General features: G+C 70.1%; 11 protein-coding genes. 8 read left to right on the top strand and 3 right to left on the bottom strand.

Going from position 1 to position 14561, the window contains the following annotated elements:
* Positions 1-6: 6 nt before the first annotated feature.
* From ABD655_RS06905 to dapF, 5 genes are all read left to right on the top strand, one after another.
* On the top strand, positions 7-927 hold the full coding sequence (locus ABD655_RS06905; RefSeq protein WP_344712690.1) for an ABC transporter ATP-binding protein: 921 nt from the start codon (positions 7-9) through the stop codon (positions 925-927).
* Positions 924-1802, top strand: a complete 879-nt coding sequence (locus ABD655_RS06910; RefSeq protein WP_344712692.1) for an ABC transporter permease — start codon at positions 924-926, stop codon at positions 1800-1802. The genes ABD655_RS06905 and ABD655_RS06910 overlap by 4 nt, the downstream gene beginning before the upstream one ends.
* A gap of 49 nt (positions 1803-1851) precedes the next feature.
* A complete protein-coding gene (miaB, locus tag ABD655_RS06915) occupies positions 1852-3402 on the top strand; it encodes a tRNA (N6-isopentenyl adenosine(37)-C2)-methylthiotransferase MiaB (RefSeq protein WP_344712693.1) in 1551 nt (516 codons plus the stop codon).
* Complete coding sequence (gene miaA, locus ABD655_RS06920; protein WP_344712694.1) at positions 3399-4325, top strand: tRNA (adenosine(37)-N6)-dimethylallyltransferase MiaA; 927 nt, start codon at positions 3399-3401, stop codon at positions 4323-4325. Before miaB ends, miaA begins: the two co-directional genes overlap by 4 nt.
* A 159-nt stretch (positions 4326-4484) precedes the next feature.
* On the top strand, positions 4485-5357 hold the full coding sequence (gene dapF / locus ABD655_RS06925) for a diaminopimelate epimerase (RefSeq protein ID WP_344712695.1): 873 nt from the start codon (positions 4485-4487) through the stop codon (positions 5355-5357).
* A 13-nt stretch (positions 5358-5370) separates the two neighbouring features.
* Here dapF and ABD655_RS06930 read toward each other — a convergent pair whose 3' ends face one another.
* Complete coding sequence (locus ABD655_RS06930; RefSeq protein ID WP_344712696.1) at positions 5371-6012, bottom strand: class I SAM-dependent methyltransferase; 642 nt, start codon at positions 6010-6012, stop codon at positions 5371-5373.
* Positions 6013-6080: 68 nt separating this feature from the next.
* Here ABD655_RS06930 and hflX point away from each other — a divergent pair, with 68 nt between their 5' ends.
* Complete coding sequence (gene hflX / locus ABD655_RS06935; protein ID WP_344712699.1) at positions 6081-7598, top strand: GTPase HflX; 1518 nt, start codon at positions 6081-6083, stop codon at positions 7596-7598.
* On the opposite strand, the gene ABD655_RS06940 is transcribed toward hflX, so the two are convergent.
* Positions 7595-9511 (bottom strand): S9 family peptidase, encoded by a 1917-nt coding sequence (locus ABD655_RS06940; RefSeq protein WP_344712701.1) that lies wholly within the window; start codon positions 9509-9511, stop codon positions 7595-7597. The genes hflX and ABD655_RS06940 overlap by 4 nt on opposite strands.
* 270 nt (positions 9512-9781) lie before the next feature.
* On the opposite strand from ABD655_RS06940, the gene ABD655_RS06945 reads away from it, so the two are divergent.
* Both ABD655_RS06945 and metE read left to right on the top strand, forming a co-directional pair.
* Complete coding sequence (locus tag ABD655_RS06945) at positions 9782-10753, top strand: methylenetetrahydrofolate reductase (protein ID WP_344712703.1); 972 nt, start codon at positions 9782-9784, stop codon at positions 10751-10753.
* The gene (metE, locus tag ABD655_RS06950; RefSeq protein ID WP_344712705.1) at positions 10750-13086 is read left to right on the top strand and encodes a 5-methyltetrahydropteroyltriglutamate--homocysteine S-methyltransferase; all 2337 of its coding nucleotides are present in this window, start codon (positions 10750-10752) and stop codon (positions 13084-13086) included. The genes ABD655_RS06945 and metE overlap by 4 nt, the downstream gene beginning before the upstream one ends.
* Here metE and ABD655_RS06955 read toward each other — a convergent pair.
* A complete protein-coding gene (locus ABD655_RS06955) occupies positions 13076-14506 on the bottom strand; it encodes a hypothetical protein (protein ID WP_344712707.1) in 1431 nt (476 codons plus the stop codon). The genes metE and ABD655_RS06955 overlap by 11 nt on opposite strands.
* Between the last annotated feature and the right edge of the window lie 55 nt (positions 14507-14561).

Raw genomic sequence — 14561 nt, forward strand, 5'->3', positions numbered from 1 at the left:
GGCGAAATGGCGATCGAAGTGGTCGGACTGACGAAGCGGTACCGGGACAAGGTCGCCGTCGATGACATCTCGTTCTCCGTTCCCGACGGAGGGGTGTTCGCCTTCGTCGGGACGAACGGGGCCGGCAAGTCCACGACGATCGGATGCCTCACCACTGTCCTTCCCTTCGACGCCGGCGAGGTCCGGGTCAGGGGTCACGACGTACGTCGTGAGGGCGACCAGGTCCGCGAATCGATCGGGGTGGTCTTCCAAGAGTCGCTGCTAGACCCGCTTTTGACCGTGCGAGAGAATCTGCGCCTGCGGGGGAGTCTGTCTCGCCTGGCACCGGGATCGCTGGCGGCCAGGATCACGGACGTGTCCGGGCTGATCGGACTGGAGGAGTTCCTGGACAGGCGCTACGGAAAGCTCTCCGGCGGACAGCGCCGGCGCGTCGACATCGCCCGCGCGCTGCTGCACGAGCCCGCCGTGCTCTTCCTGGATGAGCCGACGGCGGGACTCGATCCGGCCAGCCGGGCCCTCGTGTGGCATACGCTCCACGAGCTCAGCGTCCGCAGTGACCTCACGGTGTTCCTGACGACGCACTATCTCGAGGAAACCGAAGAAGCCGCGCGGGTCTGCATCATCGACGACGGACGGATCATCGCCGACGACACGCCCGCACGCCTGCGCGCGCAGTACAGCCGCAGCCTGCTCACGGTGACCACGGACGATCCTGCGGCCCTGATCGCGCTGGCCCGCGCGGCCGGCGCGGATCCGACCCGCGACGGCGACCTGGTCGTCATCGCCGTGGAGGGGGCGCAGACGGCTCGTCGCCTCCTGGCTGCGCACGGTGACGCCGTTCGCGACTTCGAATTCCGGCACGGGCGGATGGACGATGTGTTCCTCGCGCTCACCGGGCGCTCCGCAGCCGAGGTGGCGGCGGCATGAGCGTCGTCTTGGCAATCGTCGGACGCAACCTGCGCATCTTCTTCCGCGACCGGCTGAACGTCTTCTTCTCCCTTCTGGGAGCCGTGATCCTGTTCGGGCTCTACACGCTGTTCCTCGGCAACCTGCAGACCGACGACCTCGCGAACTCCCTCCCCGGTGCCTCGACCGCCGACGTGCAGGCGTTCGTCGACAGCTGGATGTTCGCCGGAATCGTGCTGATCACCACCGTCACGACCGGACTGGGCGGACTCGCGGTGCTGGTGGACGACGATCAGTCCGGACGCTTTCGTGACTTTCTCGTCGCACCTCTGCGACGCGGTCAGCTCGTGCTGGGCTACCTTCTGTCGGCGGCGTCGGTTGCCGTCATTCTCTCCGTGTTCGTCCTCGCCGTCAGTGTCGTGTACTTGGGCGTGGTGCGTGGAACCTGGCTGACCGTCCCGGCGATCGGGCGAAGCGTTCTGATCGTGATGCTCGCGTGCATCGCATTCACGTCGGTGTCCGCGCTCGTGGTCTCCTTCGTTCGCACCAGCGGCGCATTCTCGGGTCTGGCGACGATTGTGGGAACGGTCCTCGGGTTCATCGCAGCGGCTTACATCCCCATCGGAGCGTTTCCCGACTCGGTCGCCTCTGTCGTCGCGGCGCTGCCTTTCGCGCAGGCGGGCATGCTTCTGCGCCGCGAGTTCTCGGAGGACACCCTTGCGGCGATCACCGCCGACGCCCCGGGCGCCGAGCAGGCGCTCCGCACGTTCTACGGGCTCGATCTGAGCGTCGGAGACTGGGTGGTGTCGGCTTGGTTCGTCGTCGTCATCCTTGTGGTCATCGCGGTGGTGTGCACCGCATTGTCCGCGGCGCGCATCCGCGGCCGCATCCGTTGAGGCGACGCGAGCCGGGTCCACGCACCCGGCTCGTAGAATGGAGGGCATCATGACTCCTCCGTCCTCAGCGCCGACGACGATCGCGCCGTCACCCGCTTCCTTCGCAGCCGACGGACGCGTCCGAACCTACGAGGTGCGCACCTTCGGCTGTCAGATGAACGTGCACGACTCCGAACGGCTCTCCGGCTCCCTGGAGAGCGCCGGCTACCTCCGGGCCGCGACGGGCGAAGAAGCCGACGTCGTGATCATCAACACGTGTGCGGTCCGCGACAACGCGGCGGGCAAGCTCTATGGCACGCTCGGGCACCTGGCCTCGGTGAAGCGTCGCAAGGAGGGCATGCAGATCGCGGTCGGCGGGTGCATGGCGCAGATGGACAAGCAGGCGGTGCTGGACAAGGCGCCGTGGGTGGACGTCGTCTTCGGCACGCACAACATGGGTTCGCTGCCTCGTCTTCTCGAACGCGCCCGGCACAACGGCGAGGCCGAGCTCGAGATCCTCGAATCGCTCGAGATCTTCCCGTCCACACTGCCCACCAAGCGCGACAGCATCTACAGCGGCTGGGTGTCGATCTCCGTCGGCTGCAATAACACGTGCACGTTCTGCATCGTGCCCAGCCTGCGCGGCAAGGAGAAGGACCGCAGGCCGGGCGACATCCTCAACGAGATCCGCCTGCTCGTGGAGGACGGGGCGATCGAAGTCACGCTGCTCGGTCAGAACGTGAACTCGTACGGTGTCGAGTTCGGCGACCGCCAGGCGTTCGGCAAGCTCCTGCGTGCAGCCGGAGAGATCGAGGGACTCGAGCGCATCCGCTTCACCAGCCCCCACCCCGCGGCCTTCACCGACGATGTCATCGACGCGATGGCAGAGACACCGGCGGTCATGCCGCAGCTGCACATGCCGCTGCAGTCGGGCAGCGACCGCGTCTTGAAGGCGATGCGCCGCTCGTACCGCAGCGACAGGTTCCTGGGCATCCTGGACCGCGTCCGTGACCGCATCCCGAATGCGGCGATCACCACCGACATCATCGTCGGGTTCCCGGGTGAGACGGACGAGGATTTCGAAGAGACGATGCGCGTGGTGGAGCAGTCGCGGTTCTCGAGCGCTTTCACGTTCCAGTACTCCATCCGTGAAGGCACCCCCGCCGCGACGATGCCCGACCAGGTTCCGAAGGAAGTCGTGCAGGAGCGGTACAACCGGCTCATGGCGCTCCAGGACCGCATCTGCCTCGAGGAGAACCAGGCACAGCTCGGCCGGCAGGTCGAGGTTCTGGTCTCGATGGGAGAGGGCAAGAAGGATGCCGAGACCCACCGTCTCACGGGCCGCGCCGAAGACAATCGGCTGATCCACTTCGAGGTCCCCTCGGGAAGCGACATTCCGCGCCCCGGGGATGTCGTCTCGGTCCGGATCACACACGCGGCGCCGTTCCACCTGCTCGCGGACACCGACGGGGCGCCGCTGCGCGTGCGCCGCACCCGGGCAGGCGACGCGTGGGATCGCACCCAGGCCGAATCGTGCGCGATTCCGGTCAGCGGGGGCCACTCGGAGGGCGCTCCCCGTGCCGTGTCGCTCGGACTGCCCACGCTGCGCGTCGGGGTGTGAGCGCACCGGTCCACGACGCGCGGCTGTACGCCGTCGTCGGCGCCACCGGCACAGGCAAGTCGGAGCTGTCGCTCGACCTGGCCGAGGCTCTCGCCGCGCGGGGCCGATCCGCGGAGATCGTCAACGCCGACGCGATGCAGCTCTACCGCGGCATGGACATCGGCACGGCCAAGCTCCCGGTGGGCGAACGCCGCGGCATCCCTCATCACATGCTCGATGTCCTCGACGTCACACAGGAGGCGGCCGTGGCCTGGTATCAGCACGCCGCCCGAACGGCGATCGAAGGCGTCCTCGACCGAGGCTCCTCCGCGATCCTGGTCGGCGGTTCGGGGCTGTATGTCTCGAGCGTGCTGTTCGACTTCCGCTTTCCGCCCCGCGACGATGCCCTGCGCGCGCAGCTGGAAGCCGAGCTCGTGCGCCACGGACCGGGTGTGCTGTATGAGCGGCTGCGCACAGTGGATCCGGATACGGCAGCTCGGGTGGATCCCCGCAACGGCCGACGCGTGGTGCGTGCGCTCGAGGTGCTCGCACAGGGGCGCAAGACGCACGGGGCAGCGCTCCCGGAGAAGCCGGTTCCCTGGCGCCCCGCGACGGTGATCGGTCTCACCGCGCCCCGCGACGAACTCGTCGTGCGACTGAACGCGCGGGTAGAGCGCATGTGGGCTGACGGACTCGTGGACGAGGCCGATGCACTGCGCCCCCTCGGAATCGAGGACGGGGTGACCGCCCGGCGGGCGATCGGCTACGCCCAGGCTCTCGCGCAGCTGCGCGGCGACGCCAGCCGGGCCGAGGCGATCGCCGAGACCCAGGCGCTCACGCGGCGCTACGCCCGGCGTCAGGTGTCGTGGTTCACGCGCTACGCGAACGTTGTGTGGTCAGCGGCGGACGCCGATGACCTGGTGCACCGGATACTCGAGTCATGACCGGCGTCCGCGCGTTCGCGCGGAGAGGCACCGAGTCCGTCGCGAGGCTCATCGCCGACTGACCGTCCGCGTGGCTCGGCCCACCGCGTGACTGCGAGAGTCCCCGTGTCTGCCGTCGCCGCCCGAAGAGCGGTGGCCGAAGAACCGTATGCTGGACGGATGCCGCAGACCGTCCCCTTCACGAAAGGTCACGGCACGGGCAACGACTTCGTCGTGATCCCCGACGCCGACGGGGCGCTGGATCTCAGCGACGACCAGGTCGCGGTGCTGTGCGACCGCCGCTTCGGCATCGGTGCCGACGGGATCCTTCGCGTGGTGCGCTCCGCAGCGATCGACGAGGGATCGGATGCCGCGGCGGAAGGCGCCGAATGGTTCATGGACTACCGCAACGCGGACGGTTCGAAGGCCGAGATGTGCGGGAACGGCATCCGCGTCTTCGCCCGCTATCTCGCCGACGCCGGCTGGGCGGTGCTGGATGAGAGGCCGCTGTCGATCGGCACCCGTGCCGGCGTGAAGAGCGTGACCCGCAGCGACCTCGGATTCGAAGCCGACCTCGGTCCCTGGCGGGTGGAGCCGGACGAGGTCCTGGTCCGCGCGCGGGGGCTCGGGGTGCCCCGTCCCGGGCAGGGCATCGACGTCGGCAACCCGCACGTCGTGGTCGCGCTGTCGAACACCGAGGAACTGGACGCCCTCGACCTGGCGGCGCGTCCGCAGCTGCAGCCGGAGCCGCCGCACGGCGCCAACATCGAGTTCGTGGTCCCCAGCGACCCGCTGGTGCGGGAGGGTGTCGGCTCCATCCGCATGCGCGTGTTCGAACGCGGCGTCGGGGAGACGCTCAGCTGCGGAACCGGAGTCGCCGCCGCCGCCCTGGCGGTGCGCCACTGGGCCGGCGCCGCAGCGCCGGACCGATGGACCGTTGATGTCCCGGGCGGCACGCTCGGTGTGCGGATGCTGCGGGTCCGCGGCGACCTTCACGTGCTGTTGTCCGGTCCGGCGACGCTGGTCTACTCCGGCGAGGTCGCGCTCGCCTGAACGGTTGTCCCGGTCAGGGCAGGGTGATCGCGCCGGTCCGCGGGGTGCCGTGGCGTCGGACCTTGAGCACGCGGAATCCACGACCCGTCGCGGCGCGGTGCACGCTGAACCCCGGGGTGAAGGACGCTGCCAGCCATCGCTGCAGCGAATCGGATCCCAGGTTGCGCTGCACGACCAGCCAGGCGTCCGACCGTTCGTCCAAGCGGGGGATCCAGCGCTCGAGCAGGCCGTGGAGCTCGTTCTTGCCGACGCGGATGGGCGGGTTCGAGCGGATCGTTCGGAACGTCACGTCGTCGGGAACATCGTCAGGGTGCGCGACGTTGACATTGGCGAGGCCGAGAGCGTCGGCGTTTCGTTGCACCAGGTCAAGGGCTCGCTCATTGACATCCACAGCCCAGATCGTGGAATGCGGTGAATCGATCGCCAACGACAGCGTGATCGGGCCCCACCCGCATCCCAGATCCAGCAGATGCCCTCCGGGCGGCGGGGGAGGGGTGTTGGCCAGCAGCACCGCGGTACCGGTGTCGATGTGGTCAGGACTGAACACGCCGCCAGCCGTGGTCACCTCGACCTCGGAGCCGGCCAGAGTCACGCGAACGCGACGTAGGTTCTCGGCACTGGCGGGCGACGCGCTGAAATAGTGGTCCTCCCCCATCCTGAGAGCGTAGCGGAGGAGATCCCCGGTCGGGGAGCTAGAGTTTACGGCAATCACGGAAGGAACCGATGACGGATACGACAACCCCGACGAGCACCGACGAGACGCCGGTGGACCCGGTCGCCCGTGTGCTCGAGCGCGCTGCCGCGCATTCGGGCGTGCGCGTGTTCGGTGCCGCCCAGGCGCTTCAGAACGAGGCGGCATTCTCGCGCACCGACACCGACGGCGAACAGTGGGATCGCGAGGAGCGCGCTGCGCTGCGCCGCGTCCCCGGACTGTCCACCGAGCTCGAGGACGTCAGCGAGGTCGAGTACCGGCAGCTGCGGCTCGAGAACGTCGTGATCGTCGGCGTGCACCCCCAGGGGGAGCAGGAGGATGCCGAGAACTCGCTGCGCGAGCTCGCCGCCCTCGCCGAGACCGCCGGCGCCGTCGTGCTCGACGCGGTGCTGCAGCGACGACCGCACCCCGACCCGGCGACCTACCTCGGTCGCGGCAAGGCGCAGGAGCTGCGCGACCTGGTCGCCGCGCTCGGCGCGGACACCGTGATCGCCGACACCGAGCTCGCCCCCAGCCAACGGCGCGCGCTCGAGGACGTCGTGAAAGTCAAGGTCATCGACCGGACGACCGTCATTCTGGACATCTTCAGCCAGCACGCCAAGAGCCGCGAGGGCAAGGCGCAGGTCGAGCTGGCCCAGCTGGAGTACCTGCTCCCGCGCTTGCGCGGATGGGGTGACTCGATGAGCCGCCAGGCCGGTGGCCAGGTCGGCGCCGGTGGTGCCGGGATGGGCTCGCGCGGCCCGGGTGAGACGAAGATCGAGCTCGACCGCCGCCGCATCCGCACGAAGATGGCGTTGCTGCGTCGTCAGATCCGCGATTTCGCTCCCGCCCGCGATGCGAAGCGCGCCGAGCGCAAGCGCAACACGATCCCGTCGGTGGCCATCGCCGGATACACGAACGCCGGCAAGTCGAGCCTGCTCAACCGCCTGACCAGCGCGGGTGTGCTTGTCGAGAACGCGCTGTTCGCAACGCTGGATGCCACGGTTCGGCGCGCCGAGGCCGCGGACGGTCGCGTCTATACGCTGACCGACACCGTCGGCTTCGTCCGCAACCTTCCGCACCAGCTCGTCGAAGCGTTCCGCTCCACGCTCGAGGAGGTCGGCGACGCCGATGTCATCGTGCACGTGGTGGATGCCGCGCACCCCGACCCCGCGGCGCAGCTGCAGACGGTGCGCGATGTGATCGGCGACGTCGGTGCGCGGGACATCACCGAGATCGTGGTGTTCAACAAGGCCGACCTCGTCGACGATGACACTCGCATGGTTCTGCGGGGCCTGGAGCCCCGCGCCCTGTTCGCGTCCTCGCGGACGGGGGAGGGCATCGCCGAGCTGCGCGCCGCGATCGAGGCGGCGCTTCCGCTGCCGGCCGTCGAGGTCCGAGCGCTCGTTCCCTACGACCGCGGCGACCTCGTCTCGGCCGCCCACGAGTCCGGGCACATCGTGTCGCAGACGCATGAGGCTGCCGGTACGGCGCTGCACGCCCACGTGTCGGAGCGGCTGGCCGCCGAGCTCGCACCTTTCGCGGTCTAGGAGCCTCGACTCAGCTCCAGCGGCGGTACCCCCGGCGTGTCGAAGCCGAAGACCGCGCCCAAGAAGGCCAGCTCGGTCTCGAGCGCGTTCACGACGTTGTCCGCCCGTCGGAATCCGTGGCCCTCGCCCTCGTAGACGACGTACGCGTGCGGGATCCCGCGTGCCGCGAGCGCGTCGCGGATGGCTTCGGACTGCGCAGGAGGCACGACCGGGTCCTCCGCGCCCTGGAGCAGCAGCAGGGGCACCCGGAACCGATCCGGGTGGGACAGTGGTGACCGCTCGAGGTACAGCTGCTCGGCGTCGGGCAGCGGGCCGATGAGTCCGTCCAGGTACCGTGCCTCGAAGTCGTGCGTGTCGACGGCCAGCGCCCGGGCATCACCGACGCCGTAGCGCGAGATGCCCGCGGCGAAGACATCCGTTTGCACGAGCGCGGCCAGGACGGTCCAACCACCGGCGGAGCCGCCGGCGATCGTGATCCGCGCCGGATCGGCGCCACCCGAGTTCGCCAGCCCGGTCGCGGCGGCCGCGACGTCCTCCACATCGACGACGCCCCATTGTCCGCGCAGGCGCTCGCGGTAGGCCCGGCCGTAGCCGCTGGACCCGCCGTAGTTCACGTCGAGTACGCCGATCCCGCGGCTGGTGAAATAGGCGATGCGGCCAGACGCCGCCCCGCCCCGGTGAGTGGTCGGCCCGCCGTGGACGTACAGCAGATACGGGGGTTGCTCCCCGTCCGGCCCGTCCGTGTCCGGATGCGTCGGCGGGTAGTCGAATGCGTGCACGGGGCCTCCCGGACCCTCGAAGGTCGCGGGACGGGGTTGCGGCATCCATTCGGGCCCCCATGGAACGGACCCGCCCCGGACCAGCACGCTCTCCTCGAGGCGATCCGCATCCACCACCCAGAGGCCCGCGGGGGAGTTCGGCCCTGCCCCGGAGACGAGCACCCGGTTACCGCGGACGTCCTCGATGAGGACCTCCGAGCTCAGCGGCGCACCGAACGCGGCGGCGCTGCCATCCGAGTCGATCAGCGTGAGCTCGTCGTCGCCGTTGGTGCGCACGGCGACCACCCGCCCGTCATCGAGCCGGGCGAACCATCGGCTGCCCAGAACCCAGAGTGGACCACCGGTGTCGGCGTCGGCCGGAGCGACCGGATGCGCCTCGAGCGCTGCCGACAGGTGCCGGCGCCACAGATTCCAGCGGCCGCTCGTGTCATCGGCGTAGAGAAGATCGTCTTCGTCCATCCACACCGGCTGGAGGGGCGATGAGCTGCCGCCCGCCACGGTGGTCCACTCGACGACGATGCCGTCCTCCAGCCGCCCCACCCGGAGTTCGGCGCGATCCCAGGGCATGTCGGGGTGGTTCCACGCGATCCAGGCGAGGCGGCGACCGCTCGGTGACAGCGACGGGTGCGCGAGGAAGTCGCTGTCGGCGACCAGCGGGGTCACCCCGGACCCGTCCAGCGCGATCCGAACGATGGACCGCTGCGGCACCGGTGACCCGGCGTGGATCTCACGGATCGCGAGCAACTGCCCGTCCTGCCAGGTGAGGCCGCCGAATCGCATCCCCTGGTCGGGCGGGGTGAGCCGACGGGGCTCCTGTCCTGGCACGAGTGCCCACACGCACTGATCCGACTTCTCCACGAACAGCAGGATTCCATCGTCGGTGGTCGTCCACGCCGCACCGCCGTACTCGTGCACACGCGAGCGTGCACTCCACGGCAGGGGCAGGACGACGCTCACGGCGCCGTCGGCATCACGGCGGCGCACGGTCGTCCGACCACCCTCGGTAGGGACCCCCTCCCCCCACCAGATCTCCTCGCCCACGAAGCGGGCGCCTTCGATGCGCGGTGTCGCCGCGGTCACTTCTGCGGCGGAGAGCGGTGAGTCCCAGGAGCCGAAGGGAAGGATTCTCGTCATGCCCCCACCGTATTCGGCGCGGCCGATGCAGGTGTCCGAAACCGCGCGTCGGGGATGGCTATGGCGGTAGAGATCTGCGCGTAGGCACCTCGAAACACGCGGAAACACGCGGCGCCTGCCACCGGATGGTCGGCTAACTTCGACCCATCGTCGCCCGGAGCTATCCGGGCAGGAGCGACAGCCGAGCCCGGCACCCGCCCGCGATGACAGTGCGCACCCGTGTGCTGTCCGCGGCCGTCCGGCCTCCGTCATCGATCCGAAGAGTGCGATATGCCGCTCCACCCCGACTCACCGGCAGTGCCGACGCCGCTGCCGTTCTCGTTCGAGTTGTACCCGCCGCGCTCCGATGCCGCGACGCTCGCGCTGCACGACACGATCAGGATCCTCGCCGATGCCGGTCCGGCGTTCCTGTCGGTCACCTACGGTGCCGGAGGGTCAACCGGGGGCCGCTCGCTGGAGGTCCTCCGCCGCATCCGTGCGACGACCGACACCGAGCCCATGGCGCACCTGACCTGCGTGGGAAACACGTACTCCGGCGCGGCTGCCCTCATTCGCGAATTCCTGGATGCCGGCATCCTGAGCTTTCTGGCCTTGCGCGGCGATCCGCCCGCCGGCTCATCCGAGGACGCCGCGTTCCTCGGGGATCTGGAGAGCTCCGCTCAACTGGTCCAGCTGATCGACCGCGTGCAGGCAGCGCGCGTCCCGTACACCGAGGCCAGGGTGCCGGGACTGCCTGGCGCCGCGCACGTCCAGCGACGCGAGCGCGCTCAGATCGCGGTCGCCGCGTTCCCTCGCGGCCACCCCCGCTCGCGGCATCCGCGCGAGCACATCGACGCTCTCGTGGCCAAGCAGGCGGCCGGGGCGACGCTCGCGATCACCCAGCTGTTCTTCCACGCCGACGACTACCTGAGCTTCGTCAGCCGCGCGCGTGAAGCCGGCGTGACCATTCCCATCCTGCCGGGCATCATGCCGATCACCGCGCCCGGACGACTGCGCCGCGTGCTCGAGCTCAGCGGCGAGGACCTGCCCGGCGAACTGGCGGTCGCCCTCGAGATCGAGCCGACCGCCGACGGCCGAAGGGAGGTCGGCGTCGCCTACGCGGCCGCGCTCGTCCGTGCCGTCGTCGCCGGTGGCGCACCCGGAATCCACCTGTACGCCTTCAACCATCACGACACGGTCCTCGCGGTCCTCCGCGAAGCCGGCATCCTGACCCCCCACCCTCACAAGGAGGCAGCACGATGAGCGACATCCGCCCCACTTTCCCCGCCGGGACGATTCTCGGCTATCCGCGCATCGGCGCGCATCGCGAACTCAAACGCGCCGTCGAATCGCATTGGGCCGGCGAGATCGACGAGCCGGAGCTCGAGGCGATCGCCGCGGACCTGCGCCGCAGCACGCGGGAGCATCTCGCCGCGCTCGGGCTCGAACGCGAGAACTCGTCGATCCCCGAGTCGTTCAGCTTCTACGATCAGGTGCTCGATGCCGCGGCCGCGGTCGGTGCGCTCCCGGACCGGTTCGCCCGCCTCCGCGGTCAAGACGGCTCGGTCGGGCTCGGTGCGTACTTCACCGCCGCGCGGGGGGACACGCAGACCGCCCCGCTCGAGCTGACGAAGTGGTTCGACACCAACTACCACCACCTTGTTCCCGAGATCGGACCCGAGACGCTCTTCGCCCCCTCCAGCGCGCGCTTCGCCCGCCAGGTGGCGGAAGCGCGCGCCGACGGGTTCGCCGTCCGCCCGGTGCTCGTCGGTCCCGTGACCCTGCTCGCGCTCGCGAAGCCGTCGAATGCCGCACCCCGGGGCTACCGGCCCCTGGACCGTCTCGAAGATCTGCTGCCGGTGTACGCTGCGCTGCTGACCGACCTCCGCGCGGCCGGCGCGGACTGGGTCCAGCTGGACGAGCCCGCCCTGGTCAGCGAGAACCTCGCGGCTGCTCCGGACGAACTGGCGGATGCCGCCGCTCACGCCTACCGCGCGCTGGGTGCCGGGACCCGTCGACCGGCGATCCTCGTCGCCGCCCCATACGCCGCGCCGTCGGATGCGGCGTGGAGGGCGCTGGCGGCATCCCCGGTCGAGGCGCTCGCGGTGGACCTGAGCCGCGGGTCGGTCCCCGCGGCTGTCCCCGGGCTGGAGACCAAGACACTGGTCGGCGGAGTCATCGACGCGCGCAACATCTGGCGGGGCGACCTCGCCGCCTCCTGGTCGGCTCTCGGGCGACTCGGCCGTCTCGGCGCCGCCGCCGTGTCCGCAGGGACCTCCGCGTCGTTGCAGCACGTACCGCACGACGTCGCCGCCGAGCCTCGACTGGACCCTCGTCTCGTGTCATGGCTGGCGTTCGCCGACCAGAAGGTCGGCCAGGTGGTCGCCCTCGCTCGCGGGCTGGTCGAGGGCCCGGCCGCCCTCACGGGCGATCTCGCCGCGGCGTCGGCCGCACTCGCGGACCGGCGCAACGCGCCGGGTGTCCGAGATGCCGCCGTGCGCGTCCGCGCGGCGGCACTGCGCGCAGACGATGTCGTCCGCGGCGACTACGAGGTGCGTCGGACGGCGCAGACGGAGGCGCTCCGGTTGCCGCTGCTGCCGACCACGACGATCGGATCGTTCCCGCAGACCGCCGACATCCGCCGTGCGCGCGCACAGCACGCGCGCGGCCTGCTCCGCACCGAGGACTACGAGGACTTCCTCCGCGTCGAGATCCTCGCGGTGATCGGCCTGCAGGAGGAGCTCGGGCTCGATGTGCTCGTGCACGGCGAGCCGGAGCGCAACGACATGGTCCAGTACTTCGCGGAGAATCTCGAGGGCTTCGCCGTGACCGAGAACGGGTGGGTGCAGTCCTACGGGTCACGTGCGACGCGCCCCTCGATCCTCTGGGGCGACGTGTCGCGGCCCGAGCCGATCACGGTGGGATGGTCCACCTTCGCTCAGTCGCTCACCGAGCGCCCGGTGAAGGGGATGCTCACGGGTCCGGTGACGATACTGGCGTGGTCGTTCGTGCGCGATGACCAGCCCTTGGAGGAGACGGCGCGTCAGGTGGCCCTCGCGCTGCGCGACGAGATCACCGATCTCGAAGGCGCCGGCATGAGGATCGTTCAGGTCGACGAGCCGGCGCTGCGGGAGCTCCTTCCCCTTAAGAGCGCGGACCGCGATGCCTATCTGGAGTGGTCGGTGGGCGCCTTCCGGCTCGCCACGGCCGGCGCGGCGCCCGCGACCCAGGTCCACACGCACCTCTGCTATTCGGACTTCGACGCGGTGATCGAGGCGATCGCGGCGCTGGACGCCGATGTCACCTCCATCGAGGCGGCCCGCAGCGGCGGCGGGGTGATCGGTGACATCGCGGGCGGGGGATTCACGCATGACATCGGACCCGGCGTGTATGACATCCATTCCCCGCGCGTGCCCACGGTCGCAGAAGTAATCACCACCCTGGAACGCGCCGCGGCCGTACTGCCGCTGCGTCAGCTCTGGGTGAACCCGGACTGCGGACTCAAGACACGTGGATACCCCGAGACGGTCAAGGCCCTGGAGAACCTCGTGGAAGCCGCGCACAAGGTGCGTCAGCGGGTGGAGGTCACCGTCTGAGGGGCGCGTCGCCGGATGCCGCGACCACAGTGGTCTCGGCATCCGGTGCAACCGCGTCGTCCCCCTGCGCACCGGCCGTGACCGGGGCGCCCGCAGAGGCGGCGTTCAGCTCGTCGGGTCGGCGCTGCAGCAGTTCCAGGATCCAGGCTGCGCCGAAGGACACGATGAGCACGAGCGCGACGTCGCCCAGCGAAACGGGTCGCAGTGCGAACAGCCAGATGACCGCCAATACCGCCACCAGCGTCCGAACCAGGATTCGCTGCCTGCCCAGCCAGATGCCGAACGCGCCGGTGTTCAGACCCCGTGCTGCCAGCTGGCGGCGGGCCGAGGCATTCACCCCGCGAATGGTCCGCCGGAACCCCTGCGCGGGGCCGGATCGCCCCATCACCCACCCGAGGAGGGCGATCAGGGCGCCCAGGAGCGCGAACACGAGCGCGGTCTGCGTCATGTTGCCGACCAGCTGCGCATAGATCACGCTCAACGCGTCGGGGGCCAGGCCCAGCGATGCGGCTACTCCGCCGATCGCTGTCCCGCCCACGGCCAGCACCGCCGCGAGCGAGCCGCCCCCGACGACGAATCCGAGCCCGGTGCCCAGGACGGCTACGCTGCGTCGGCGGGCGATCGCGATGCCGAGCGCGAAGAGCGCGATCGTGATCACCGGCAGCCAGTACCCGAGGGTGGTGGCGACCGCGTATCCGGTGCGGATCATCGCCAGGTTCTGGCCCTCGCCGAGAATGACGACGCGATCGACACTGGGGATCAACTCGGCCACGCCGAGGCCACGGTCCACGAGATTCTGTTTGACCCGCTCGACGACCGCCCCCAGTTGGATGCCGACGCCTTCGTCCGTGCGGACCACCAGGCCGCCGCCATCGGAGGTCGCCGTGCCGACCAGGGCACGGTGGGCGGCGCGGGTGGCCGTGGCCCAGACCTCGGAGAACGCGTCGGATTCGACGACGCGCGTCACCGTCGTGGTCACCAGGCTCTGCAGGCCGTTGGCCGCGGGCGCCTCGAGCAGCTGCAACGCGTCGGCCGCCCGCGGAGGCAGTCCCAGCGCCGCGACTCCGTCGAACACGTCCGCAGTGATCTCCTGGAAGTCGACCTGAGCGGAGATGGCCTCCATCGACTCGTCGATGATCAAAGCCTGCACGGCCGGATCGTCCACGAGCGGGGCGAGCGAGGCGACGAACGCGTCCTCCTCCACGAGCTGGATCCGTGCCCAGGCGCTCACGATGGACACCGGGACCAGGATCGTCGCGACGACGATGCACACGGCCGATGCCAGCCCCCGCCACCACCCGCCTCCGCCGCTTCGCGGCACCGGGCGCTCGCGGAGGTCCGCATCGCGTTGCAGCCGTAGGTTCTCGGCACGCAGCGTCTCGAGCTGAGTCTGAAGATCGTCGACGTCTGCTGCGGACATGAGGCCTCCTCCGACGGATGAGGCCATTGTGGCGCAAATGCGATCCGCGCGCCGC

Origin of the sequence: Microbacterium terregens (genome assembly GCF_039534975.1) — a bacterium.
GTDB classification, from domain to species: Bacteria; Actinomycetota; Actinomycetes; order Actinomycetales; family Microbacteriaceae; genus Microbacterium; species Microbacterium terregens.

Coding starts and splice junctions, on each gene's coding strand:
- ABD655_RS06910 (WP_344712692.1), top strand. CDS start 924: ATGAGCGTCGTCTTGGCAATCGTCGGACGCAACCTGCGCATCTTCTTC.
- ABD655_RS06905 (WP_344712690.1), top strand. CDS start 7: ATGGCGATCGAAGTGGTCGGACTGACGAAGCGGTACCGGGACAAGGTC.
- ABD655_RS06930 (WP_344712696.1), bottom strand. CDS start 6,012: ATGGGGGAGGACCACTATTTCAGCGCGTCGCCCGCCAGTGCCGAGAAC.
- dapF (WP_344712695.1), top strand. CDS start 4,485: ATGCCGCAGACCGTCCCCTTCACGAAAGGTCACGGCACGGGCAACGAC.
- miaB (WP_344712693.1), top strand. CDS start 1,852: ATGACTCCTCCGTCCTCAGCGCCGACGACGATCGCGCCGTCACCCGCT.
- ABD655_RS06945 (WP_344712703.1), top strand. CDS start 9,782: ATGCCGCTCCACCCCGACTCACCGGCAGTGCCGACGCCGCTGCCGTTC.
- metE (WP_344712705.1), top strand. CDS start 10,750: ATGAGCGACATCCGCCCCACTTTCCCCGCCGGGACGATTCTCGGCTAT.
- ABD655_RS06955 (WP_344712707.1), bottom strand. CDS start 14,506: ATGTCCGCAGCAGACGTCGACGATCTTCAGACTCAGCTCGAGACGCTG.
- hflX (WP_344712699.1), top strand. CDS start 6,081: ATGACGGATACGACAACCCCGACGAGCACCGACGAGACGCCGGTGGAC.
- ABD655_RS06940 (WP_344712701.1), bottom strand. CDS start 9,511: ATGACGAGAATCCTTCCCTTCGGCTCCTGGGACTCACCGCTCTCCGCC.